The following is a 21805-nucleotide window of genomic DNA, read 5'->3' as shown; positions in this document are numbered from 1 at the left end:
CGCAATGCGCGGCCGCCTTGCGCTTCGGATGCGCTGTAAAGATGCGCGCCGGCGGGCCGCCGCCCTTCCCCGCCTACGGAACGGCCGCCATCGCCAGCGAGACATCGCCCGCCACGCGGGCCAGCAGCTGCGTGATGGTCCGGGCCTGGGACTGCGGCGTGTCGCCGTCGCCCGCGATCTCGTAGCTGCGCTCTTCGCCGCGAATGAGGCGAGGCTGGCGTTCCGTGCTCCACAACTCCACCTGGACGCTGGCCTGAAGCTGTCGCGCGCCGCGCACGTAGTCCATGCGCGTCAGCCGCAGCTGAAGCGCCATGGCGGGCGACTGCTCGCTGCAGTTCCCCTCGCACAGCCGCCAGTCGGGCAAGCGCTCGCGCAGCGCGGCGGCGAATTCGCGCGCGACGCCGACTTCGATGCGCTCCGCCCAGTAGGTGTCGGGCCACTCGGCCAGCGTGCTGTCATCGGCCCGGTAGCGAACGCGCCTCGCGACGAGGTACTCGGGCATCTCCAGCCGCCGCACCGCGAGCACGCGCGTCGCGGCCACCGGTGGCGCCGCCGCCGCCGGGCCCGGCGCGACCGGCGGCAGGATCAGCAGCGTGGCCGGCGGCACCGACCCGCAAGCCGCGAGCGCCACCACCATGGCAGCGCCCAGCGCCAGGCGCGCGCATCGATTCGATATGTTCATTCGCGTTTGTTCCCGAAGATGATGGCATTGGGCTTCTCCTCGAGCAGCTCGCTCCAGGAACGAAGGCCTCGCGCCGCCAGTGAAAGATCCTTGACCGCGGCTTCGAGGTCGCCGCGCATGGGCGCGCCCGGCGCGGCGATGTCTGCGATCCGGTCCATCGCGAGCCTGGCGGATTCGGAGGCCTTGCGCGCCTCCACCAGGGTGCCCTGCAATTCCGGCCGGGCTTCGAGCACCGTCTGGCGCGAAGTGTCGGCCAGGCGCGAGATCGATTGGAGCGTGGCGGTCGAACTGCCCTGCACCTGGCGGATCGCTTCGGTCGCGGCGGCCAGCGTCTTGCGGCTCTCGGCGCCCGTCGCCTGGAGCTCCTTCGAAGCGCCGGTCAGGGCCGACTGCGCGCCATCCAGCGTGTGCTCGACCGACACCAGGGTCGCGCGCAATTCCTGCACGGCGCTTCGCACCTCGGCCACCGTGTCGCGCAGGGGCAGGTCGGCCACCTGGTCGATCAGGGCGCCGAAGCGCTCGGCCACCGCCGGGATTTCGGGAGCGCCGGGTCCGCCCAGCAACTCGCCCGGCGTGCCGGGCAGGAAGTCGAGCTCGATCGCCTTCTGGCCCGTGACCACGCTCTGCGATGCCAGGCGCGCGCGCAGCCCGCGCCGCACCAGTTCCGGCAGGTCGGGCGCCTTGCCGGAGGCCCCGTTGCCGATGCGCAAGGCCGAGGTCTGCAGCCTGAGCGTCACAGGGATCGTCGTCTTCAGGGTCTGCCTGTCCATCTGGATGCCGATGTCCGTCACCTCGCCGATGGCGACGCCGCGGAAGGTCACGGGCGCGCCGACCGACAGGCCGCTCACGTTGCCCTGGTAGAAGACGCGGGCCTGCATCTGCTTGCCGAACAGCTCGTTGCCGCTCAGCCAGAAGATCGAGGCGATGGCGATGAGGAAGGCGACGGCGACGAAGCCGCCGATCAGCAGTGCGTTGCGTTTCATGAATGGGCCTCGTGCGTGACAGGGGGCGCCGCCGGGGGCGGCACCTCGCGATGAAGAAAGGCGTGCACCGTCGGGTGCACGGCCTGCCTGGCGAGTTCGCGCGGACAACCGTGGGCGATGGGCTGCTTGCTGTCGGCGTCTAGAAAGATGCCGTCGTCGGCGATCGCGAACAGGCTCGGCAACTCGTGGCTCACGAAGACAATGGCCGCGCCGGTGCGCTTGCGGATGTCGAGGATCAGGTCGTCGAGCCGCCGCGAGTTGCTCGGATCGAGCCCGGCCGAGGGCTCGTCCAGGAACAGCAGGGGCGGCTCGGCCGCGATCGCGCGCGCCAGGCCGGCGCGCTTCTTCATGCCGCCACTGAGATCGGCCGGATAGAAATCGGCGAATTCCCGCATCTCGACCCATTCGAGAACCTCGAGCGCCTTGGCCTCCCGCGCCGCGGCGTCGAGGCGGGTCTGCTGCGCCAGCGGGAGGCAGACGTTCTCCAGCACGGTCATCGACGACCACAGCGCCGCGCTCTGGAACAGCATCCCGAATCGGGAGCGCAGCTGCTGGCGCTGCGCATCGTCGCCGCGCCAGAAATCGATGCCGTCCTGCATCACCGTTCCGCCCGCGGGCGGCAGCAGCCCCACCAGGTGCTTGAGCAGCGTGCTCTTGCCGCAGCCGCTGCCGCCCATGATGGCGAAGATGCAGCCCTTCTCGACCTTGAACGACACATGTTCCTGGATGAGACGATCGCCGAAGCGCATGTCGAGTTCGTTGACCACGAGCAGCGTCATTCAGATTCCCAGCGCGTTGGCGCAGACCGCGAAAGCCGCGTCCACCACGATGATGCCGACGATGCTCGTCACCACCGCGCCGGTGGTGGCGACCCCGACGCCGGCCGCATTGCGCCTGGCATGCAGGCCGTAGTAGCAGCCGACCATGCCGATCAGCGCGCCGAAGGCCACCGACTTGCTGATGCCCAGGCCCAGGTGGGTCCAGGTCAGGGTCTCGGCGGTGCGCTGCATGTAGGCCATGGCGGAGGTATCGAGCATGCCCGCCGCCACCACCATCCCGCCGACCAGGCCGGCGAGGCACGCGAAGATGAAGAGCAGCGGCATCATCAGGAGCAGCGAAGCCACGCGCGGCAGCACGAGGAAGTCCACCGCGCCCAGGCCCAGCACTTCGAGCGCGTCGATCTCCTCGTTGGTCTGCATGGTCGCGAGTTCCGCCGCGAAGGCGGCGCCCGTGCGCCCGGCGATGACGACGGCGGTGATGATGGCCGCCATCTCGCGCGAGACCGCGATGGCCACCAGGTCGGCAACGAAGACGCCGGCGCCGAACTTGGCGAGCTGCACCGCGCCGACGAAGGCGAGGATGGCGCCGACCAGGACGTTCACCAGCAGCACGATCGGCACCGCCCGCGCGCTGCAGTCGGCCATGACGCGGCCGAGGTCCTTGACGCGGAAGCGCCAGCGGCCGGCCAGGGCCGAAGCCGCCGACAAGAGCACTTCTCCCAGGAACGCGATCGGCTGCGTGAGACTGCGGATGTTCAACGCCAATGACAAGACTTTCTCCGATGGACCGGCTCAGGCGCGCAGTATGCGGCCTGCCGTCGGCCTCCCGCGTCGGCGCAGGGCCCGTGTCGCGAAGGTCGATCGACGATCGCCGGGGCATCGGGCTCGCGCGGGGGCGCCGGGTTGATCCCAGTCAAGGGTGTTGCATGCGGGCCTGCGCATGATGCCTTCCACCCCCTGGAATTCTTCTTGAGCCCTCGCCCCTTCGACCTTGCGTCCCTGCCGTCCCCGGATGCGGCCCTGGGCCTGGCCGTCGCGCTGGGCGTGGGCCTGCTGGTCGGGATCGAACGCGAGCGCCGCAAGGGCGAAGGCGACTGGCGCGCGGCGGCGGGCCTGCGCAGCTTCGCCGTCGCGGCGCTCGCCGGCGGCCTCGCGCAGATCCTGCCCTCGCCGGCCCTGGTGCCGATCGGCGCGGCGCTGGTCGCCGCGCTGGCGGCGGTCTCGCATTGGAAGAGCCGCTCGCGCGACCCCGGCCTGACGACGGAGCTGGCGCTCTTCGCCACCTACCTGATCGGCGTGCAATCGGTCATCGCGCCAGCCCTGGGCGCGGCCTGCGGCGCCGGCCTGGCCCTGCTGCTGGCCGCGCGCCGCCGCCTGCACCGTTTCGCGACCGAGTTGCTGAGCGAACAGGAACTCAACGACGGGGTGCTGCTGGCCGCGCTGGCGCTGATCGTGCTGCCGCTCATCCCCTCGCGGCCGATCGAGGTGTTCGGCGGCATCAATGCCCGTCCGCTGGCCGCGCTGGTCCTGCTGATCATGGCCATCCAGGCCGGCGGCCAGATGGCCAGGCGCTGGCTCGGCGCGCGCGGCGGCACCCTGGCCTCGGGGCTGGTGTCGGGCTTCGTGTCGAGCAGCGCGACGGTGGCATCGTTCGGCAGCCAGGCGCGGGCACGGCCGCAGCAGGCCTCGCTGCTGGCCGCCGGCGCCGCGCTGTCGGGCGTCGCCACCTGGCTCCTGGCATTGACGATGAGCACCGCGCTCTCCCCTCCCGCGGCGGCCGCGCTGCTGCCGGTGGCACTGGCGGGTGCCGCCGGAGCGGCGGTCGTCGGGCTGCTGCCGCTGCTGGTTCGCGAAGCCGGGGTCGTCGCCGAGGCGCCGCGCGCCGCGAGCAGCGCCCTGCGCCCGCGCGAAGCCTTCCTCGTCGCCCTGGCGCTGGCGCTCGTCTCGATCCTGGTGGGCACCGCGCAACGGCATTTCGGCAGTGCCGGCCTCAACATCAGCGTGGCGCTGGCCGCCCTGGTCGATGCCCATGCGCCCGTGGCCTCGCTGGCCTCGCTGCACGCCGCCGGAAGCCTGGCGACGGAGCGCTTCGTGCGCGGCGCGCTGATCGCGGTCAGCGCCAACACGCTGTCGCGCTGCGCGCTGGCCTGGATCTCGGGAGGGCGAAGCTTTGCGTGGCGTGTGGGGGCCGCGCTCCTTGCCAGCCTCGCCTTCGCCTGGGCGGCGGCGCTCTGGCTCCAGACTGCCTGAGGCATCGCGGGCGCCGGCACCACCCTCGCGCGACCGGCAGTTGATCTGGCGCAAAAAGTTCGCCGCCCGCCTGGAGGACAGTGGAAGTCCAAGGAGTCAAGAGCATGACCAGTGAAGCCATCTACTGTTTCGACAGGGCGGTCGTCCGGTTCGCGATCTATCCGGAAGGACCCAAGGGACGGCGCATCCTCGCCGAGATCTCCGAAGATGCCCTGCGCGACATCTTCGGCGCGTGCGAGGGCGGCGAGAGCCTAGTGCAGGCAGCCCAGGACAACTTCGACCTGATCGAGGCGACCGCGCTGCTGCGCCATCGCGACGATCCATCGAAACCCATCGCCCTGGAGATCGCCGATTTCGCCTGCCCCGTGAACGGCCAGGCCGCGGCGCTCTTCTAGCAGCGATTCGCGGTCGGGCGCCCCGGCCGTCCTCAACCAGGGACCCTGGGCTTGAGCAGGTCGGAGAGTCCCACCCGGTGCAGCATTTCGGAGCGCACGCGGTCCAGCACCGCGAAGCCGATCTCGGCGCCATCCTCGGTGGGAATGATCTTCTTCATGATGCGATCCCCCGATGAGCGTCTTCAGACGATTCCGCCGTTCGCGCGCAGCGTCTGGCCGTTGATCCAGGAGCCGTCCGGACCCGCGAGGAACGAGACCGCGGCGGCGATGTCCTCCGGTTGCCCGAGGCGTTCGAGCGGGGCGAGCTTCGCGAGCCGGTCGATGACCTCCTGCGGTTTGCCGTCGAGGAACAGCCGCGTGGCCGTCGGCCCGGGCGCCACCGCGTTGACCGTGATGTTGCGCCCGCGCAGTTCCTTGGCCAGAACGTGCGTCATGGCCTCGACACCGGCCTTGGTCGCGGCATAGACGGCGTAGCCCGGCTGGTACAGGCCGACGACGCTCGACGAGAGATTGACGATCCGCCCGCCGTTGCGCAGGCGGCGTGCCGCCTCGCGCAAGGTATTGAAGCTGCCCTTGAGGTTGATCGCGATCTGGCGGTCGAACAGCGCGTCGTCGCTCTCGGCAAGCGTGGCCAGCTTCATGATGCCGGCGTTGTTGACCAGCACGTCGATGCCGCCGCAGGCCGCCTCGGCGGCATCGAACATGCGCGCGACGGCGCCGGCATCGCTGACGTCGGCCTGGGCCGCGACCGCCTGGCCGCCCGCCTTCTCGATCCCGCCGACCAGGGCCTCGGCCTCGGCGGCGCTGCCGGCGTAGTTGACCACGACCCTGAATCCATCGCGCGCCAGACGCCGGGCGATGGCCGCGCCGATGCCGCGCGACGCGCCCGTGACGATGGCGACCTTGCCTTCATTGCTCATGACTTTCTCCTTCAAAAAGACCGCCGGAAGCAGCGGTTGGACGAACTATGGCCGCCGAGAGGAAAAAGATAATCTGGCTAGACTTGGCCGCACTGTTCCACCGCTACGAACAATGGAGGCGACCCCCATGGACCGACTGGATGCGATGCGGCTCTTCACGCGGATCGTGGAGCGGCGCAGCTTCACGCTGGCGGCGCACGATACCGGCGTGCCGCGCTCCACCGTCACGACGGTGATCAGGGACATGGAGGCGCGCCTGGGCGTGCGGCTGCTGCAGCGCACCACGCGCGTCGTGAAGCCGACGTTGGACGGCGAGGCCTACTACCGGCGCTGCATCGGCATCCTGGACGACATCGAGGATGCCGAAGGCGCCTTCAGCGGGGCGCAGCCCAAGGGCATGCTGCGGGTCGAGGTCCAGGGCACCCTGGCGCGGCACTTTCTCATGCCCGGCCTGCCGGACTTCCTGGCCCGCTACCCGGGCATCGAACTGTCGATCAGCGAGAGCGACCGCTGGGTCGACCTGGTGCAGGAGGGCGTTGACTGCGCCTTGCGCTGGGGCAAGCTGCGCGACAGCGAGCTGGTGGCGCGCACCGTCGCGACCCTGGAGCGCCTGACCTGCGCCACGCCCGAGTACCTGGCGCGCTTCGGCACGCCGACGGATGTGGACTCCCTGGCCGGCCATCGCGTGGTGGGCCTGCGCTCGATCACCACGGGCCATCTCAGGCCGCTCGAGTTCATGTTCGGCTCGGAGATGCGAAGCATCGCCCTGCCCAGCGTCCTGTCGGTCACGGGCACGGAAAGCTACCTCGCCGGCATCCGGCTGGGGCTCGGACTCGCGCAGGTACCGCGCTTCCACGTCGAGCAGGATCTGGCGCGCGGGTCGCTGGTGCCGGTGCTCGCGAATCACCCTCCCCCGTCGATGCCGGTTTCGCTGCTGTATGCGCACAGCAGGCAGCTGTCGCCGCGCGTGCGGGTCTTCCTGGACTGGGCGGCGCGGGAGTTCGCGGCGAGGAACGCCGCGCCGGTGGACTGACGAGCGTCGGCATCGTCCCACTCAAGCGCGAAGATCAGGGCAGCATCTCGAACTTGAGATCGGCCAGGGGCATGACCTTCTCCTCGCGCACCATCTTGTATTCGGTGTTCGGCCCGAGCCACTTGGCCCAGATGCGGTCGAGTTCGCCGGACTTCTCCAGTGCGTAGAGCGCGCCGTTGATCTTGCCGAGCAGCACGGGCTCGTCCTTCTTCATCCCGACGCCGATGGGTTGCAGCACCATCGGCTCCTTGATCATCTTCAGCGGGACGCCTTCGGTCTTCGACTGAATGACCAGCTTGGTGATGGTCATGGTGTTGGCGACCATGCCGAGCGACTTGTTCTGCTGCACCGCCATGAAGGCCGAGCCCGTATCCTGGAAGGTCACCGGCTCGGAGCCGTTGAGCTTGATCGCCAGCTCCGAGGTCGAGCCCTTGGTCGAACTCAGGCGCTTGCCCTTGAAGTCGGCCTTGCTGGTGCCCGGGTCGGAGGCCTTCACGGCGAGCATCTCCTTGGCCACGTAGTACGGATCGCTGAACTGGATCTGCTCGGCGCGGCTCTTGGTGTAGGCCAGGTTCGCGACCGTCACATCGACGCGCCCGAGCTTGACCTCGGGCACGCGCGCCTCGACCGACAGCGGCGTGACCTTGGCCGCCAGCCCCAGCTGCCTGGCGATCGCGTTGCACAGGTCGACATCGTGCCCCACCATCTCGCGGGTCTTGGGGTCGGGCGCCGCGAAGGGCGGCACGTCGGCGAAGGTGCCGCAGCGGAGTTCCTTGCGCTGGCTGATCTCGTCCCATTGGTCGGCATGGGCCAGCACGGACAAGGTGCCGAGGCAGCAGCCGATGGCGGCGAGACGGAAGATGGACAAGTTCGACATTGAAGACTCCTGGTAAAGGACGGACAAACGAAACGAAACGGAACGGAACGAATGCGGCGGCGGCGAGGTTCGCGAAACACCGAGGATCCGGCTACGCCGGTCCTCCGGTGTTGCACCCCTCCCAGGGGGGAAAGTCTTAGTGCTTCAATTCGGAGAGGAAGCGCTGCGCGCGCGAATGCCGCGGGCTCTTGAAGAAGGTCTCCGGGTCGGCCTTCTCCAGGATCCGGCCCGCGTCCATGAACCAGACGCGGTCGGCCACCTCGCGCGCGAAGTTCATCTCGTGCGTCACGCACATCATGGTCATGCCGTCGTTGGCGAGGCCGCGCATCACCGCGAGCACCTCGCCCACCATCTCGGGGTCGAGCGCGCTGGTGGGCTCGTCGAACAGCATGGCGGGCGGCTCCATGGCGAGCGCGCGCGCGATGGCCACCCGCTGCTGCTGTCCGCCCGAGAGCTGCGCCGGATAGGCCCCCGCCTTGTTCGACAGGCCCACGCGCTCCAGCAGTTGCCCCGCCTTGGCCTTGGCGTCGGCGCGCTTCACGCCCAGCACCCGCATCGGCGACATCATGATGTTCTCCAGCACCGACAGGTGCGGAAAGAGGTTGAAGCTCTGGAACACGAAGCCGATGCGGCTGCGCAGCCGGTTGAGCGCCGGGCTGCTCATCGGCGCATGCACGTCGTGGCCGTCGAAGAGCAACTGGCCCGACTTGATTTCCTCCAGCCGGTTGACGGTGCGGATCAGCGTCGACTTGCCCGAGCCCGAGGGCCCGCAGACGACCACGACCTCGCCCTTCTTCACCTCGGCGTTGATGTCGGCCAGGGCCTGGTAGTCGCCATACCACTTGTTGATGTTGGAGAACAGGATCATGGTGTCGGTGGGCACGGGCGGCCCGGCGGTGTTCGGAACGGGGGTCATGGGTCTGTCTCCTTGTTCTGTCACGGGTTCGCCGCCACCGGTGGCGGCAGCGAGACCCCGTCCCCGGCCGGCTTCGCCGACGCGGCGCCCAGGCGCTTGTGCGCGATGCGCCGCTCCACCCACTGCGCCAGCTGCGTCAGGCTGAAGCAGACGACGTAGTAGGTCATCGCCAGGATGAAGAACACCTGGAAGGGCCGGGTCAGCAGCTGGTTGTTGATCTGGTTCGCGGCGAAGGTCAGCTCCTGCACGTTGATCACGTAGCCGAGCGTGGTCTCCTTGATGGTGGAGATGAACTGGCTCAGCATGCTCGGCAGCATGTTGTAGAGCGCCTGCGGCAGGATCACGTACCACATGGTCGCGAGGTGGCTGTGGCCGAGCGCGCGGGCCGCTTCGGTCTGCCCCTTGGGCAGGGCCAGGATGCCGGCGCGCACGACCTCCGACAGGTAGGCGCCCTCGTAGATCACGAGCGTGCACAGCATGGTGGTGAAGCCCGACACCTCGCGCCCGATCAGGATCGGCACCAGGAAGTAGACCCACAGGATCACCATCAGCAGCGGCACGCCGCGCACCACGTAGACCAGCACCGCGGCGGGCCAGCGCAGCAGGCGCCAGGGCGACAGGCGCGTCAGCGCCAGCAGCACCGACAGCGGGAAGGCCAGCACGATGCCCAGCACCGAGAGAATCAAGGTCGCGGCGATGCCGCCGAGCGGGCCGCTCGGATACTGGCCCACCAGCAGGAGCAGCCAGTTGTCGCGCAGGATTTCGAAGACGCTGAACATGGCTTACCTCGCCCCGACGATGCGATAGCGCCGGGCCAGCAAGGCGCCGAGGGCCATGATGAGCAGCGAGAAGAACAGGTAGAGCACGGTGGCCACGCTGTAGGCCTCGAAGGCGCGGAAGCTCTGGCTCTCGATCTCCTTGACCGCGTGCGTGAGTTCGGCCACGCCGATGGCCATGGCCAGGCTGCTGTTCTTGAAGAGCGACACGCTGTGGTTGACCAGCGCCGGCACCGCGTTGCGGATCGCCTGCGGCAGCAGCACATGGCGCATCGAGCCGATGTAGCCGTGGCCCAGGGCCCGGGCCGCCTCGGCCTGCCCGGCGGGAATGGAGCGCAGGCCGGAGCGCATGTCCTCGCTGAAGTAGGCGGCCTGGCACAGCCCGAGCGCGACGATCGACAGGATCGTCTCCGCGTTGTGTTCCGACAGCCAGCCCTGCAGCGCATCGGGCAGCAGGCTGAAGATGCCGAAGTACCAGAGCATGAGCTGCACCAGCGTCGGCACGTTGCGGTGGTAGGACACATAGCCCGCGACGATGCGCTCGGCGACGGGGTTGGCGGTGAGCCGCACCATCAGCAGCACGATCGCCATGGCCATCGCCAGCAGCCAGGAGCCGGCCGCGATCTTCAGCGTCTCCTGCACGCCGTGCAGCAGCATCGCGCCGAACTCCGGCTTCAGCAGCACGGCCATCAGGTCGAAGTCTTTCATGCGCCGCTCCTTGGGTGGGTGTGTGCCGCTCAGGCGCGCGGCGTCTCCGGCCGCGCCGTGGAGAGCCCGCCGGGCACCTGCAGCGTGGGCGTGATCTCCATGTGGCCCACGTTGACCGCGATGGGCGCGGCGATGGCGAAGGCGATCGCGTCCGCGATGTCCCCGGCCTGCGGCAGCTCGAAGCCTTCGACGAAGCGCTTGCGCGTTTCCTCGGAGTCGCCGTGCACGTGCGCGAAGATGTCGGTGGCGACGCGGCCCGGGCAGATCTCGGTGACGCGCACGCGCTTGCCGAAGACGTCGATGCGCAGCTGGCGCGACAGCATGCTCACGGCCGCCTTGGTCGCGTGGTAGGTGCTGTTGCCGCCGAAGTTGTAGGCCCCGGCGATGGAGCTGATGTTGACCACATGCCCGCGGTCGCGCGCCGCCATGCCGGGCACCACGAGCCGGCACAAGTGCAGCACGGCGCGCAGGTTGACGTCGAGCAGCAGGTCGATGCCCTCGGCGTCGGCCTGGAGGATGGAGCCCGGGCGGTCCACGCCGGCGCTGTTGACCAGGACGTCGAAGTCGACCTCCCGCGTCAGGCGGGTGATGCCGGCCAGGTCGCTCACGTCCATGGCGTGCGCGATGCAGCCGGTGCGCCCGGCTAGCTCGGCGAGCTTGTCGGCGCTGCGCGCCAGCGCGTGGACCCGCAGGCCTTCCTTGCAGAGGCGCTCGACCACGGCGGCGCCGATGCCGGAGGAGGCGCCGGTCACCAGCGCGGTCTTGTAATCAGAAAAAGGCATCGTTGCTTCCTTTGTGTGAATTCACTGTATCGAGCGTCCCCGCGCGGCGCCAAGACGGTTTGACTGTGGAGAGATAAGCCACCCTTATGTCGCCCCGTGGGTGTGCGGCCCGCTCAGGGTAAGCACCATGTTCGTGCCCGCGATGCACTCAGGCCGACTGCCTGGAGATCGGCACCACGCGGCCCAGCGCCTCCACCACGCCGCGCACGGCGCGGGCGAGGTCCACCGCGCCGGGGGTGTCGCCGTGCAGCAGGATCGAATGCGCGCGCATCGGAATCTTCCTGCCGCCATGGCTCGTGACCGTGCCCTCCTCGAGCAACTGGCGCACGCGCGCGAGCACCGTCTCGCGGTCGTGGATCACGGCGCCGTGCAGCCTGCGCGGCACCAGCAGGCCGTCGTCGTCGCAGGCCCGGTCCGCCAGGAAGGTGGTGCGCACGCGCAGGCCGCAATCCCGCGCCGCGTCCTCGATGGCGCGGCTGGCCGAGGAGCTGACGATGAGCGTGGGGTCGAAGTCCGCCACCGCGCGCACCAGCGGCGCGGCCAGCGCGGCGTCGGCCGCCGCCATGTTGCCGAGCGCGCCATGGAAGCTCATGTGCGTCATGCGGTGGCCGGCGGTGCGCGCCATGCCCGCCAGCGCGCTCAGCTGGTAGAGCACATAGGCAACGAGTTCGCCGGGCTCGATCTGCATCGGCCGGCGGCCGAAGCCCAGCAGGTCGGGAAAGCCCACATGCGCGCCGACGTCGACGCCGCGCGCGCGCGCCATGCGCACGGTGCGATCCATGATGACGGGGTCGCCCGCGTGGAAGCCGCAGGCCACGTTGGCCGAGGAGACGATGTCGAGCAACGCCTCGTCCTCGCCCATGCGCCAGGGGCCGAAGCCTTCGCCCAGGTCCGCGTTCAGATCGATGTCCATCGTGGGGGTCCTTGTCAGAGAGGCTGCAGATCGACGAGCGGCGTGCCGTAGCCGACGGCGTCGCCATGGGCCGCGCGCATCGACAGCATCACGCCGTCCCGCGGCGCGCCGACGGGCAGCAGCAGGGGCCCGATGCGCAACAGGCCCACCGGCTGCCCCGCCGCCACGCGCTCGCCGATGCGCGCCAGGGGCGCGGCGGCAAGCGGATGGGCGTGCAGGAACACGCCGACGGAGGCGGCCTCGGCCGTCACGGTCTGCGGCTCGGACTCTTCGCCCTCGGCCTGCGCCTCCAGTTGCACGATCCCGCCCGGCCCCGCGCCGTCGCGGCCCAGCCGCACGGTCTCGTCGGGCGTGCGCAGTTCCAGCAGGCCGATGTCGGTGGCGGCCAGCCATTCGGCGAGTTGCCGCAGTCGTTCCGGATGCATGTCAGGTCCTGGCGGGCGAGCCGCGGTGAAGGTCCACCACGCGCGCCACCTTGTCGAGCCAGGCGCGGACCTCGTCGAGCGCCGTGACGGCCTCGTCCCAGGTGGTCTCGATGAAGCGCAGACGGCTGCCGATGGGCGCCTGGCCGAGGCGCCACATGTCGGCCTCGATCACCGTGCCGAACTTGGGGTAGCCGCCCGAGGGCTGGGCGTCGCGCATCTGGATGATCGGCTGCCCGCTGTGCGGCACCTGGATCACGCCCGGGACGATGCCGTGGGAGCGGATCTCCATCGGCGCGAGGGGCCGCAGCGGCTCGCCCTCCAGGCGGTAGCCGTAGCGGTCGCTCTGCGCGGTGATCTTCCATTCGCCGGCCCAGAAGGCGGCGCGCGACGCCGGCTCGAAGCCCCGGTATTCCGCCGCCGGCAGCACGCGCACCGCTGGCCGCTCGTCGCGCTGCAGCGGCAATGTCAGCGCGGGCGGCACCAGGCCGAAGCCCGTGCGGCAGGCGCGGCCGGCGCCGGCGGCGCGCAGGATGTCGCCGCGGCGCAGCGCGCGCCCTTCGTGGCCGCCGAAGGCGCCGCGCAGCTGGGTGCTGCGCGAGCCCAGCACCTGCGGCTCGTCGATGCCGCCGGCCACGCACAGCATGGCCCGGCTGCCGCGCTGCGCGCCGCCCTGCGGCAGGCCCAGCGTCAGCACCTGGCCCGCCCGCGCCTGGTGAACCCACCAGGGCATCAGCGTCTGCTCGTCCAGCCGGGCCGCGCAGGCGGCGCCGGTCAGGGCGAAGGCGCAGTCCTCGTCGAAGCGCAGCTTGAAGGGGAACACCGGGATCTCGATGCCGGCGGCATTGATGTCGTTGCCCAGCAGCAGGTTGCCGGCCGCCAGCGCCAGGTTGTCCATGGCGCCGGAAGTGCCCACGCCCCAGCGCAGGCTGCCGGTGCGGCCCAGGTCCTGCACGGTCGCGAGCGCGGCAGAGGAAAGGATCTCAATCATCGGACGATGCCCTCCACGCGAAAACGGATCAGGTCGCCCGGCTGCAGCGTCGCCGGCGGATCGCGCGCCGGATCGAAGAAGGACATGGAAGTGCTCCCGATGGTGTTCCAGCCGCTGGGCCCGGCCGAGGCCGAGACCCCCGTCTGCGCCCCGCCGATGGACACCGCGCCGCCGGGAATGCTCAGCACCGGCACCTTGCGGCGCGGCGTCGCGATGCGCGGGTCCATGCCGCCCAGGTAGCAGTAGCCGGGATGGCTGCCCAACGCATACACCGGGTACAGCGGCGCGCTGTGCAGCTCGACGATCTCCTCCACGCTGAGCCCGGTGTGCGCCACCACGTCGGCCATGTGCGGGCCGCCTTCGCCGCCGTAGACCACGGGCAGCTCGACCACCCGGCCTTCCAGCGGCAGCGCCGGCGCCGCGTCCCACGCCTCGTGCAGGCGCGCCTGCAGCGCATCCAGGCTGCGCGGCGGGCGCACGAAGGTGAGCATCAGGTTGTTCATGCCCGGCACCGCCTCGCGCACCTCCGGCCAGTCCTGGACGTCGCGCGCCAGCGCCCAGATGCGCTGCTGCGAGACGAGGTCCATTTCGCCGGGCGCCTCGAACAGCATCGCCGTGGTGCCCAGCAGGCTGATGGAAGGGAGATGGGTGATCATGCCGCGCTCCTGCGCTGCAGCCAGCGTTCGAGATGATGGATGTCCACGCCGCCCGCGGCGAAGCCCTCGTCACGCAGCAGTTCGCGGTGCAGGGGCAGGTTGGTCGAGATGCCTTCGACCTGCATCTCGGCGAGCGCCAGGCGCATCCGCTCCAGCGCGTCGGCGCGCGTGCCGCCGTGCGCGATCAGCTTGGCGATCATCGAGTCGTAGTAAGGCGGCACGCGGTAGCCGGCATTGGCATGCGAGTCGACGCGCACGCCGAAGCCGCCGGGCACCCGCCAGCCCGTGATGCGCCCGGGCGCCGGCGCGAAGGTGTCGGGGTCCTCGGCGTTGATTCGGCACTCGATCGCATGGCCTTGGCAGCGCACCTCCGCCTGCGCCAGCGACAGGCGCTCGCCGCGCGCCATGCGCAGCTGCTGCTGCACGATGTCGATGCCGGCGGTCATCTCGGTCACCGGATGCTCGACCTGCAGCCGGGTGTTCATCTCGATGAAATAGAAGGCGCCCTTCTCGTAGAGGAACTCGAAGGTGCCGACGCCGCAGTAGCCGATCTGCCGGCAGGCGGCGGCGCAGCGCTCCCCCACCTCGGCCACGAGCGCATCGTCGATGCCGGGCGCGGGCGCCTCCTCGATCACCTTCTGGTGGCGGCGCTGCAGCGAGCAGTCGCGGCTGCCCAGCCATACCGCGTGGCCATGGCTGTCGGCCAGCACCTGGATCTCCACATGCCTCGGGTGCGGCAGGAACTTCTCGATGTAGACCTCGGGGTTGCCGAAGGCGCGGCGCGCCTCCTCGCGCGTGAGCGCCATCGCATCGAGCAGCGCCGCCTCTTCGCGCACCACGCGCATGCCGCGCCCGCCGCCGCCGCCCGCCGCCTTGACGATCACGGGATAGCCGATCTCGCGCGCCAGGGCCAGGATGGCGGCCGGGTCCTCGGGCAGGCCCTCGTCGGGCCCGGGAACACAGGGCACGCCGGCGCGGCGCATCGCGCGCTTGGCCGCGACCTTGTCGCCCATGATGCGGATGCAGGCGGCGCTCGGCCCGATGAAGACCAGGCCGGCCTCCTCCACGCGCGCCGCGAAGCCCGCGTTCTCCGACAGGAATCCGTAGCCCGGATGGATGGCCTGGGCGCCGCTGACCTCGGCGGCGAACAGGATGGCGCTCTGGTTGAGGTAGCTCTGCCCCGGCGCGGCGGGCCCGATGCACAGGGCCTGGTCGGCCTGGGCGACATAGCTGGCCTCCCGGTCGGCCTGCGAGTGCGCCACCACGGTCTTCAGGCCGAGGCCGCGGCAGGCGCGCTGGATGCGCAGGGCGATCTCCCCACGGTTGGCGATCAGCACGGTGTCGAACATGGCGGGCGCTCCTCAATCGAAGCGGAACAGGGGCTGCCCGGCTTCGACCTCCTGGCCCGAACGCACGAGCACGGCCCGCACGGTGGCCGCGGCCTCGGCCCGGACCTCGTTGAAGACCTTCATGGCCTCGATCACGCACAGCGTCTGGCCGGCGGCGATGGCCTGGCCGGGCTGCACGAAGGGCGGCTCGCCGGGGGTAGGCTGCAAATGAACGACGCCATACAGGGGCGCCAGGCATTCGGCGGCGAGAGCGGCCTCATCCGCGGCTTCCACGGCCTCCACCGACTCGGCGGCCCCACGCGCGAGCGGGCTCGCCGCCGCCGGCGCCTTGCGCCCGGCGGCCAGGGCCGCCTGCTTCACCAGCCGCAGGGTGCTGCCGTTCTCGCTGTATTCCAGCTCCGACAGGTCCGACGCCGCCAGGGCGTCGATGAGCGTCTTGATCTGTTCCTGATTCATGCCGGGCCCGCCTCGAAAGACGGAAGCTCCTTGGTGGCCGACGCGCTCCGCGAACGCGTGACGGCAGGCATGAAAGGTAACGGTCCGCGGCCCCGAAGCCCAAGACGGATTGGCTGTGCCGGGATAAGGGTGGCTTATGACAAGGCGACCAGCGCGGGCTCCGGCGTCGACGCGACCGCGCCGGCAAGGTCGACCACGAGCTCCAGCAGGATGTCCTTGACCGCCTGCGCCGGCTCGGAAAGCGGCAGGTGGTCGGACTGGCACAGCGCCAGCGGCGCCTCGATGACCGGATCGACGATGGGCAGCTGCCAGGCGCCGCAGGCCGCCACCACCTCGCGCGCCATCGAGGCCGGCAGGATGGTGGCGCCGAGTCCGTCGCCGACGGCGGCCGTCAGCGTGAAGGCCGACTCGATCTCGGCCACGATGCGCGGCGCCATGCCCAGCCGCGCGAAGGCGGCGTCGACCAGCTTGCGCACCACGTTGTAGGGGCGCGGCAGGAACAGCTCGACGTCGCGCAGGTCGGCCAGCCTCACCGGCTGCGCCGGCGCCGGCATGGCCGCCGGCCCCACCAGGAAGAGGGGTTCCTTGAGCAGCGGCAGGAAGCTCAGTCCGTGGATGGCCTTGTCGCCGTACAGCACGGCCAGGTCCATGCGGCCGTTCATGATGAGTTCGCTCAGCGTGGTGCCGTAGTTCTCGTTCAGGTAGAGCAGGATGCCCGGGTGGCGCGCGCGCACGGTGCGCAGCAGCGGCAGCGAGAGCGCCGAGGCGGCCGTGCCGGGCGCGAGGCCCACCGACACCTGGCCCAGCAGCCCCTCCCCGGCCGCCTCCATGTCGACGCGGGCCTGCTCGCACTGGCGCAGGATGATCTGCGCATGCCGGTACAGCACCTTGCCGGCCTCGGTCGGCGTGACGCCGCGCTTGGTGCGTACCAGCAACTGCTGGCGCACCTCGCCTTCGAGGGTGGCCAGCTGCTGGCTGAGCGCCGGCTGCGCGATGAAGAGAACCTCGGCGGCCTGCGTCAGGCTGCCGATGTCGACGATCTTCACGAAATACTTGAGGCGACGGAGATTCACGCCGGGTCCCTTGCAAAAGCCGAGCCTAGCATCCGGCCCCGCGGGTGCCTAGCCGGGCTCACCATAAGCTCTACCTATACGACCAGAGCGATCTTGTCTTGGCCTCGCGAGGGCGATGTGCGTACCGTTCGGTCCATGCCATCCCCATCCCAGGAAGCCACGTGACCACTATCCGCATTGCCGCCCGCGTGCGGCGCATCAAGCCCTCGCCCAGCACCTCCGCCGCCGACCGCGCCAACGAACTGCGCCGCCAGGGCAAGTCGATCGTCAATCTCGTGGTCGGCGAACCGGACTTCGACACGCCGCCGCACATCCGGCAGGCCGCCGCCGCCGCCATCGAGGCCGGCGCGACCCGCTACACCCTGATGGCCGGCACGGTGGAACTGCGCCAGGCCATCGTCGCCAAGCTGGAACGCGAGAACGGCCTGCGCTACGCGATGAACGAGATCATCGCCACCAGCGGCGCCAAGAGCGCCATCTACAACGCCTTCGCGATCACCCTGGAGCCCGGCGACGAGGTCATCATCCCCGCGCCCTACTGGGTGTCCTACCCCGACATGGTGCTGGCCTGCGAAGGCACGCCGGTCACCGTGGCCTGCCCCGAGGCCAACGGCTTCAAGCTCACGCCGGCGCAGCTCGAAGCCGCCATCACGCCGCGCACGCGCTGGCTGCTGATCAACTCGCCGAGCAACCCCACGGGCGCGAGCTACACGACCGCCGAGTACCGCGCGCTGGCCGAGGTGCTGAAGCGCCATCCGCAGGTGATGGTGATGACGGACGACATCTACGAGCACATCCGCTTCGACGGCCAGCCGACGCCGCACATCCTGGCCGTCGAGCCGGCGCTGCGCGAGCGCACGCTGGTGGTCAACGGCGTCTCCAAGACCTACGCGATGACGGGCTGGCGCATCGGCTACGCGGCCGGGCCGGTCGAGCTGATCAAGGCGATGGACACGCTGCTGTCGCAGTCCACCGGCAACTGCTGCTCCGTGAGCCAGGCGGCCGCGGCGGCGGCGCTCAACGGCGACCAGGCCTTCGTCGCCGAGAGCGTCGCGGTCTACAAGCAGCGGCGCGACCGCACGCTGGCGCTCATCAACGCCATCCCCGGCCTGAGCTGTGCCACGCCGCCCGGCGCCTTCTACCTCTACATCAACTGCGGCGGGCTGATCGGCAGGACCACGCCCCAGGGCAAGCGCCTGGACGAGGACGGCGACGTCGTCATGTACCTGCTGGAGAGCCAGGGCGTGGCGGTGGTCGCCGGCACGGCCTACGGCCTGTCGCCCTACTTCCGCCTGTCCATCGCGACTTCGATCGAGACACTGGAAGAAGGCTGCGCGCGCATCGCCCGCGCGGTAGCCGAACTGCGCTGAGCGCGAACCCCTCACTCCCCAAGGACACAGCATGCAATTCAAGGGCATCCGCAAGAACCCGTCGGCCCCGCAGGTCGAACCCCGGCTCATCGCCGCGCTGCGGGAGATTCCCGTCGCGGCGCTGAGCGACAACATGCATCGCAACATCGGCAGCGTCGGCCTGCGGCCCTACCACCGCCCCGGGCCGGGCACCATGGCGGGCACGGCCGTGACGCTGAAATCGCGCGGCGGCGACAACCTGACCCTGCTGCGCGCCTTCGAGTTCTGCCGCCCGGGCGACGTCATCGTGATCGACGCCGACGGCGACCTGTCGAACGCGGTGATCGGCGGCATCCTGTCCTTCTACGCCGCGACCATCGGCACCGTCGGCGTGGTGCTCGACGGCGCGATCCGCGACGTGGCCGAGATCCGCGAGCGCGACTTCCCGGTCTATGCGCGCGGCGTCAACCACCGCGGCCCGTACAAGGACGGCCCCGGCGAGATCAACGTGCCCGTCAGCGTCGGCGGCATGGTGGTCCACCCCGGCGACATCGTGGTCGGCGACCAGGACGGGCTCATGGCCTTCGCGCCGGGCGAGGCCGAGGCGCTGATCGAGAAGGCGCGCGCCCACCTGAGGGCGGAAGCCGAAACGATGCGCGCCATGAAGGAAGGCCGCTGGGACCGCTCCTTCATCGACGCGCTCGAGGCGCGCTGCGCCAACTGAGGCGAGGCGCGCCCACCCTCAATGCAGGGTGTGCAGGCCGAGCTCGATCGGGAGCCGGCTCACCAGTTCCAGCAGGATGGCCTTCACCGCCTGCGCGGGCTCCGACAGCGGAAGATGGTCGGACGCGCACAAGGCGAGCGGCACCTCGATCGTGGGCGACACGATGCGGCACAGCCTGCCGGCGGCCGTCGCCGCCACGCCGCGCGCCACCGAGACCGGCAGGATGGTCGCGCCCACGCCCGAGGCCACGGCGGCGGCGAGCGTGTTCGACGACTCCATCTCCGCCACCACCCGCGGCGCGATCTGCGCCGAGGCGAAGGCCTTGTCGACGTGCCTGCGCAACTGGTTGCCCGGGCGCGGCAGCAGCAGATCGACGTCGCGCAGCTCGGCCAGGGCCACCTCGCCGCCGTGGCGCAGAACGCCAGGGGGCGCGACGACGAACAAGTCCTCGGTCAGCAACTGGTCGAAGCACAGTCCCTGCATGACCCGCTCCCCGCCGTAGAGGACGGCCATGTCCATCCGGCCGTCGCGCACGACGTCGCACAGGGTGGTGCCGAAGTTCTCGTTGATGTGCAGCACGATCTGCGGATAGCGACCCTGCACGGTCTGCAGCAGCGGCAGCGCCAGCGCCGACGCCGCCGTGCCCGGCGCCAGCCCGACCGAGACCTGGCCCGCGAGCGAGCGCCCGGCATGGAGGACCTCGGCCTGCGCCTGCTCGAACTGGCGCAGGATGATCTGGGCATGGCGATACAGCGCCTTGCCGGCCTCCGTCGGCACGACGCCTTTCTGGGTGCGCAACAGCAGCTGCTGCTTGAACTCGCCTTCGAGGGTCGCCAGCTGCTGGCTGAGCGCCGGCTGGGCGACATGCAGGACTTCCGACGCTTGCGTCAGGCTGCCGACATCGACGATCTTCACGAAATACTTCAAACGCCTGAGATTCAAATGGGGGCCTCGTGCTTGCTTCTTCTCTGTGTCTCAAGCAAGCATCGAGCCATCGATCCGGGGCGTCAACCGGGGTTACGATCAGCGCAATGACGGTGAATTTCAAGACGCTCAGGAGCTTCGTCACCGCGGTGGACGCCCGGAGCCTCTCCGCGGCGGCCAACCAGCTGCAGGTGGCGCAATCGGCGCTGAGCCAGCACATCGCCTCGCTGGAGGAGCATTTCAAGCACAGGCTGCTGAGCCGGTCGAATGCCGGCGTCACGCCGACGCGCGCGGGCAGCGAACTCTACAGGCACGCGCAGCTGATCCTGAGCCATCTCGAGCAGGCCGAGAGCGAACTGACCGAGCGCAGCGATGCCAGCTTCGTCGCCGGCGCGGTGTCCGTGGGCCTCGCGACCTACAGCACCGCGTCGATCCTCTCGATGCCGCTGCTGCAGTCGGTGCGGCGCGAGTATCCGGAGGTCAACCTCTTCATCAACGACAACTTCGGCCTGGTGCTCAGCGAGATGGTGATGACCGGGCGCATGGACATGGCCATCATCTACGCGGGCAGCCCGATGAAGGGCCTGAGCCTGCAGCCCCTGCTGACCGAGGAGCTGTTTCTCGTCGCGCCGACGGGCCTGCGGCTGCCGGCATCGGACGACCAGACCATCCCCTTGCGGGCGCTGGCCGACATCGACCTGCTGCTGCCGAGCCGCATGCACTTCCTGCGGCGGCTGATCGACGAGGCCTTCGCCCACATCGGCGTGACGCCCCGCATCACCGCGGAGATCGAATCGGCCACGACGCTGCGCCAGGCGATCGATGCCGGGCTCGGGGCCACGATCCTGCCTTCGGCGCTCGCCGAAGCCTCATCGGACACGGGGCGCCCGACCGTGCGCCGCATCGTCGAGCCGGGCCTGCAGGCCACCATCGCCTTGTGCGTGACCGACCACCTGCCGATGTCCGATCAGGCGCGCGCGGTCCTGGGCATTCTCAGGAAGCAGATCGACAGCCTCTTTGTCGACGGGCGCTTTAGCGGCATCCGCGCGCCCTCGCCCTGACGCGCCCCGCGCCCGGCGCCCCGCGAGCGAGGCCTGCGCCGGGTCTGCGTTCAGAGCGCGGCGGCGGCGGCCGCGGCCGATGCCGGCATCGAAAGCTGGCGCATCGCGCTCACGCCCTCGGCCACGAACGGATCCGCGTGGTAGTAGATCAGTTGCGCGCCGGCCGATACGAGGTGCGCCACGTCATGCCGCACCGCCAGCGTCCCGGCCACCTTGCCCGCGGCGCGGATGCGCCCCAGGGTCTGGTCCACGAGGTCGAGCACCGGCTGGGCGCGGCGCTTGCCCGGGGCGACCGCCGGCGAATAGCCCATCGACTGCGACAGGTCCCCTGGCCCGACGAAGAAGACATCGATGCCCTCGACCGCAAGGATCTCGTCGAGATTGCCCACCGCCTCGACCGACTCCACCATGCCGATCAGCAGCTTGCTCGCGTGGTCGTCGGGGCAGGCATAGCGGAAGGTGTGCACCACCTGGCGCGCGATTTCCGCGGTGTGGATCAGCGGCACCATCACGCCGTCGGCGCCCGCGTTGAGGCAGCGCGTGATGGTGGAGCGCTCCTGGTTCTGCGGCCGCACGATGCCGAAGCCGCCCGCATAGCGCGCGGCCTTGGCCATGTGGTGGATGTCCTCGAAGCCGGCCAGCCCGTGCTCGCAGTCGATGAAGACCGAATCGGCGCCCGAGCGCACCAGCTTCTCGCACAGCGTGGCCGACACATGGTTGGGATTGACCATCAGCACGGAATCGCCGCGTGCCAGCCGGTCGTGGAGGGTGTTGCTCATGTCGCGT

26 protein-coding genes are annotated in these 21805 nt (G+C 70.1%); 6 read left to right on the top strand and 20 right to left on the bottom strand.

The features are described from left to right. Positions 1–73: 73 nt before the first annotated feature. The 4 genes from AC1DNF_RS22170 to AC1DNF_RS22155 are packed head-to-tail and all read right to left on the bottom strand — an operon-like array spanning position 74 to position 3215. Positions 74–682, bottom strand: coding sequence for a PqiC family protein (locus AC1DNF_RS22170; RefSeq protein ID WP_478150784.1), 609 nt, complete (start codon positions 680–682; stop codon positions 74–76). After that, complete coding sequence (locus tag AC1DNF_RS22165; RefSeq protein ID WP_478150783.1) at positions 679–1665, bottom strand: MlaD family protein; 987 nt, start codon at positions 1663–1665, stop codon at positions 679–681. The genes AC1DNF_RS22170 and AC1DNF_RS22165 overlap by 4 nt, the downstream gene beginning before the upstream one ends. Further along, the gene (locus tag AC1DNF_RS22160) at positions 1662–2444 is read right to left on the bottom strand and encodes an ABC transporter ATP-binding protein (protein ID WP_478150782.1); all 783 of its coding nucleotides are present in this window, start codon (positions 2442–2444) and stop codon (positions 1662–1664) included. The genes AC1DNF_RS22165 and AC1DNF_RS22160 overlap by 4 nt, the downstream gene beginning before the upstream one ends. Then, the gene (locus tag AC1DNF_RS22155) at positions 2445–3215 is read right to left on the bottom strand and encodes an MlaE family ABC transporter permease (RefSeq protein WP_478150781.1); all 771 of its coding nucleotides are present in this window, start codon (positions 3213–3215) and stop codon (positions 2445–2447) included. It abuts the gene before it with no gap. Positions 3216–3413: 198 nt separating this feature from the next. Between AC1DNF_RS22155 and AC1DNF_RS22150 the strand changes: the two genes are divergently transcribed. Then, on the top strand, positions 3414–4694 hold the full coding sequence (locus AC1DNF_RS22150; RefSeq protein WP_478150780.1) for a DUF4010 domain-containing protein: 1281 nt from the start codon (positions 3414–3416) through the stop codon (positions 4692–4694). A gap of 104 nt (positions 4695–4798) precedes the next feature. After that, a complete protein-coding gene (locus AC1DNF_RS22145) occupies positions 4799–5089 on the top strand; it encodes a hypothetical protein (protein ID WP_478150779.1) in 291 nt (96 codons plus the stop codon). Between the two features lie 32 nt (positions 5090–5121). On the opposite strand, the gene AC1DNF_RS22140 is transcribed toward AC1DNF_RS22145, so the two are convergent. Beyond that, a complete protein-coding gene (locus AC1DNF_RS22140) occupies positions 5122–5247 on the bottom strand; it encodes a hypothetical protein (RefSeq protein ID WP_478150778.1) in 126 nt (41 codons plus the stop codon). A 24-nt stretch (positions 5248–5271) separates the two neighbouring features. Next, positions 5272–6009, bottom strand: coding sequence for an SDR family oxidoreductase (locus AC1DNF_RS22135; RefSeq protein ID WP_478150777.1), 738 nt, complete (start codon positions 6007–6009; stop codon positions 5272–5274). 127 nt (positions 6010–6136) lie between these two features. Between AC1DNF_RS22135 and AC1DNF_RS22130 the strand changes: the two genes are divergently transcribed. Further along, a complete protein-coding gene (locus AC1DNF_RS22130; protein WP_478150776.1) occupies positions 6137–7042 on the top strand; it encodes a LysR family transcriptional regulator in 906 nt (301 codons plus the stop codon). Between the two features lie 34 nt (positions 7043–7076). Here the strand turns inward: AC1DNF_RS22130 and AC1DNF_RS22125 are convergent, their stop codons facing one another. The 12 genes from AC1DNF_RS22125 to nac (AC1DNF_RS22070) form a co-directional block, all read right to left on the bottom strand. Then, on the bottom strand, positions 7077–7919 hold the full coding sequence (locus AC1DNF_RS22125) for an ABC transporter substrate-binding protein (protein ID WP_478150775.1): 843 nt from the start codon (positions 7917–7919) through the stop codon (positions 7077–7079). Between the two features lie 136 nt (positions 7920–8055). Next, positions 8056–8787 carry an amino acid ABC transporter ATP-binding protein gene (locus tag AC1DNF_RS22120; RefSeq protein ID WP_478150816.1) on the bottom strand — a complete coding sequence of 244 codons (732 nt, stop codon included), beginning with the start codon at positions 8785–8787 and terminating at the stop codon, positions 8056–8058. A gap of 68 nt (positions 8788–8855) precedes the next feature. After that, positions 8856–9614, bottom strand: coding sequence for an amino acid ABC transporter permease (locus AC1DNF_RS22115; protein ID WP_478150774.1), 759 nt, complete (start codon positions 9612–9614; stop codon positions 8856–8858). A gap of 3 nt (positions 9615–9617) precedes the next feature. After that, positions 9618–10319, bottom strand: a complete 702-nt coding sequence (locus AC1DNF_RS22110) for an amino acid ABC transporter permease (protein WP_478150773.1) — start codon at positions 10317–10319, stop codon at positions 9618–9620. A gap of 29 nt (positions 10320–10348) precedes the next feature. Then, complete coding sequence (locus AC1DNF_RS22105) at positions 10349–11101, bottom strand: SDR family oxidoreductase (protein WP_478150772.1); 753 nt, start codon at positions 11099–11101, stop codon at positions 10349–10351. A gap of 148 nt (positions 11102–11249) precedes the next feature. Further along, positions 11250–12014 carry a LamB/YcsF family protein gene (locus AC1DNF_RS22100; RefSeq protein WP_478150771.1) on the bottom strand — a complete coding sequence of 255 codons (765 nt, stop codon included), beginning with the start codon at positions 12012–12014 and terminating at the stop codon, positions 11250–11252. 14 nt (positions 12015–12028) lie between these two features. Continuing rightward, the gene (locus tag AC1DNF_RS22095; protein WP_478150770.1) at positions 12029–12439 is read right to left on the bottom strand and encodes an acetyl-CoA carboxylase biotin carboxyl carrier protein; all 411 of its coding nucleotides are present in this window, start codon (positions 12437–12439) and stop codon (positions 12029–12031) included. Position 12440: 1 nt separating this feature from the next. Next, complete coding sequence (locus tag AC1DNF_RS22090) at positions 12441–13427, bottom strand: 5-oxoprolinase subunit C family protein (RefSeq protein WP_478150769.1); 987 nt, start codon at positions 13425–13427, stop codon at positions 12441–12443. Then, positions 13424–14083, bottom strand: a complete 660-nt coding sequence (pxpB, locus tag AC1DNF_RS22085; RefSeq protein ID WP_478150768.1) for a 5-oxoprolinase subunit PxpB — start codon at positions 14081–14083, stop codon at positions 13424–13426. The genes AC1DNF_RS22090 and pxpB overlap by 4 nt, the downstream gene beginning before the upstream one ends. Beyond that, entirely contained in the window at positions 14080–15432 is a 1353-nt protein-coding gene (accC, locus tag AC1DNF_RS22080; RefSeq protein ID WP_478150767.1) for an acetyl-CoA carboxylase biotin carboxylase subunit, read from the bottom strand. The genes pxpB and accC overlap by 4 nt, the downstream gene beginning before the upstream one ends. A 12-nt stretch (positions 15433–15444) precedes the next feature. Further along, positions 15445–15888, bottom strand: coding sequence for an acetyl-CoA carboxylase biotin carboxyl carrier protein (locus AC1DNF_RS22075; RefSeq protein ID WP_478150766.1), 444 nt, complete (start codon positions 15886–15888; stop codon positions 15445–15447). A 134-nt stretch (positions 15889–16022) separates the two neighbouring features. Next, entirely contained in the window at positions 16023–16961 is a 939-nt protein-coding gene (gene nac / locus AC1DNF_RS22070) for a nitrogen assimilation transcriptional regulator NAC (RefSeq protein WP_478150765.1), read from the bottom strand. 161 nt (positions 16962–17122) lie between these two features. On the opposite strand from nac (AC1DNF_RS22070), the gene AC1DNF_RS22065 reads away from it, so the two are divergent. Further along, positions 17123–18331, top strand: a complete 1209-nt coding sequence (locus tag AC1DNF_RS22065) for an aspartate transaminase (RefSeq protein ID WP_478150764.1) — start codon at positions 17123–17125, stop codon at positions 18329–18331. A 31-nt stretch (positions 18332–18362) separates the two neighbouring features. Then, positions 18363–19034, top strand: coding sequence for an RraA family protein (locus AC1DNF_RS22060; protein ID WP_478150763.1), 672 nt, complete (start codon positions 18363–18365; stop codon positions 19032–19034). Positions 19035–19052: 18 nt separating this feature from the next. On the opposite strand, the gene nac (AC1DNF_RS22055) is transcribed toward AC1DNF_RS22060, so the two are convergent. Continuing rightward, the gene (nac, locus tag AC1DNF_RS22055; RefSeq protein ID WP_478150762.1) at positions 19053–19976 is read right to left on the bottom strand and encodes a nitrogen assimilation transcriptional regulator NAC; all 924 of its coding nucleotides are present in this window, start codon (positions 19974–19976) and stop codon (positions 19053–19055) included. Between the two features lie 89 nt (positions 19977–20065). On the opposite strand from nac (AC1DNF_RS22055), the gene AC1DNF_RS22050 reads away from it, so the two are divergent. Then, complete coding sequence (locus AC1DNF_RS22050) at positions 20066–21019, top strand: LysR substrate-binding domain-containing protein (RefSeq protein WP_478150761.1); 954 nt, start codon at positions 20066–20068, stop codon at positions 21017–21019. A 50-nt stretch (positions 21020–21069) separates the two neighbouring features. Here the strand turns inward: AC1DNF_RS22050 and AC1DNF_RS22045 are convergent, their stop codons facing one another. Continuing rightward, the gene (locus tag AC1DNF_RS22045; protein ID WP_478150760.1) at positions 21070–21798 is read right to left on the bottom strand and encodes an HpcH/HpaI aldolase family protein; all 729 of its coding nucleotides are present in this window, start codon (positions 21796–21798) and stop codon (positions 21070–21072) included. Positions 21799–21805: the final 7 nt, after the last annotated feature.

The sequence above is a fragment of the Variovorax sp. 01T432 genome (assembly GCF_056398605.1).
The sequence above is the reverse complement of the archived record's forward strand: the minus strand, read 5'-3'. Positions and strand labels throughout refer to the sequence as shown.

What these genes read in the sequence shown, in the direction of transcription:
- accC (WP_478150767.1), bottom strand. Translation starts at nt 15,432, where the DNA reads ATGTTCGACACCGTGCTGATCGCCAACCGTGGGGAGATCGCCCTGCGC.
- AC1DNF_RS22110 (WP_478150773.1), bottom strand. Translation starts at nt 10,319, where the DNA reads ATGAAAGACTTCGACCTGATGGCCGTGCTGCTGAAGCCGGAGTTCGGC.
- AC1DNF_RS22145 (WP_478150779.1), top strand. Translation starts at nt 4,799, where the DNA reads ATGACCAGTGAAGCCATCTACTGTTTCGACAGGGCGGTCGTCCGGTTC.
- AC1DNF_RS22115 (WP_478150774.1), bottom strand. Translation starts at nt 9,614, where the DNA reads ATGTTCAGCGTCTTCGAAATCCTGCGCGACAACTGGCTGCTCCTGCTG.
- AC1DNF_RS22125 (WP_478150775.1), bottom strand. Translation starts at nt 7,919, where the DNA reads ATGTCGAACTTGTCCATCTTCCGTCTCGCCGCCATCGGCTGCTGCCTC.
- AC1DNF_RS22075 (WP_478150766.1), bottom strand. Translation starts at nt 15,888, where the DNA reads ATGAATCAGGAACAGATCAAGACGCTCATCGACGCCCTGGCGGCGTCG.
- AC1DNF_RS22105 (WP_478150772.1), bottom strand. Translation starts at nt 11,101, where the DNA reads ATGCCTTTTTCTGATTACAAGACCGCGCTGGTGACCGGCGCCTCCTCC.
- AC1DNF_RS22135 (WP_478150777.1), bottom strand. Translation starts at nt 6,009, where the DNA reads ATGAGCAATGAAGGCAAGGTCGCCATCGTCACGGGCGCGTCGCGCGGC.
- AC1DNF_RS22060 (WP_478150763.1), top strand. Translation starts at nt 18,363, where the DNA reads ATGCAATTCAAGGGCATCCGCAAGAACCCGTCGGCCCCGCAGGTCGAA.
- AC1DNF_RS22120 (WP_478150816.1), bottom strand. Translation starts at nt 8,787, where the DNA reads ATGATCCTGTTCTCCAACATCAACAAGTGGTATGGCGACTACCAGGCC.
- AC1DNF_RS22100 (WP_478150771.1), bottom strand. Translation starts at nt 12,014, where the DNA reads ATGGACATCGATCTGAACGCGGACCTGGGCGAAGGCTTCGGCCCCTGG.
- AC1DNF_RS22160 (WP_478150782.1), bottom strand. Translation starts at nt 2,444, where the DNA reads ATGACGCTGCTCGTGGTCAACGAACTCGACATGCGCTTCGGCGATCGT.
- AC1DNF_RS22165 (WP_478150783.1), bottom strand. Translation starts at nt 1,665, where the DNA reads ATGAAACGCAACGCACTGCTGATCGGCGGCTTCGTCGCCGTCGCCTTC.
- AC1DNF_RS22090 (WP_478150769.1), bottom strand. Translation starts at nt 13,427, where the DNA reads ATGATTGAGATCCTTTCCTCTGCCGCGCTCGCGACCGTGCAGGACCTG.
- AC1DNF_RS22095 (WP_478150770.1), bottom strand. Translation starts at nt 12,439, where the DNA reads ATGCATCCGGAACGACTGCGGCAACTCGCCGAATGGCTGGCCGCCACC.
- pxpB (WP_478150768.1), bottom strand. Translation starts at nt 14,083, where the DNA reads ATGATCACCCATCTCCCTTCCATCAGCCTGCTGGGCACCACGGCGATG.
- AC1DNF_RS22050 (WP_478150761.1), top strand. Translation starts at nt 20,066, where the DNA reads ATGACGGTGAATTTCAAGACGCTCAGGAGCTTCGTCACCGCGGTGGAC.
- AC1DNF_RS22045 (WP_478150760.1), bottom strand. Translation starts at nt 21,798, where the DNA reads ATGAGCAACACCCTCCACGACCGGCTGGCACGCGGCGATTCCGTGCTG.
- AC1DNF_RS22130 (WP_478150776.1), top strand. Translation starts at nt 6,137, where the DNA reads ATGGACCGACTGGATGCGATGCGGCTCTTCACGCGGATCGTGGAGCGG.
- AC1DNF_RS22140 (WP_478150778.1), bottom strand. Translation starts at nt 5,247, where the DNA reads ATGAAGAAGATCATTCCCACCGAGGATGGCGCCGAGATCGGCTTCGCG.
- AC1DNF_RS22170 (WP_478150784.1), bottom strand. Translation starts at nt 682, where the DNA reads ATGAACATATCGAATCGATGCGCGCGCCTGGCGCTGGGCGCTGCCATG.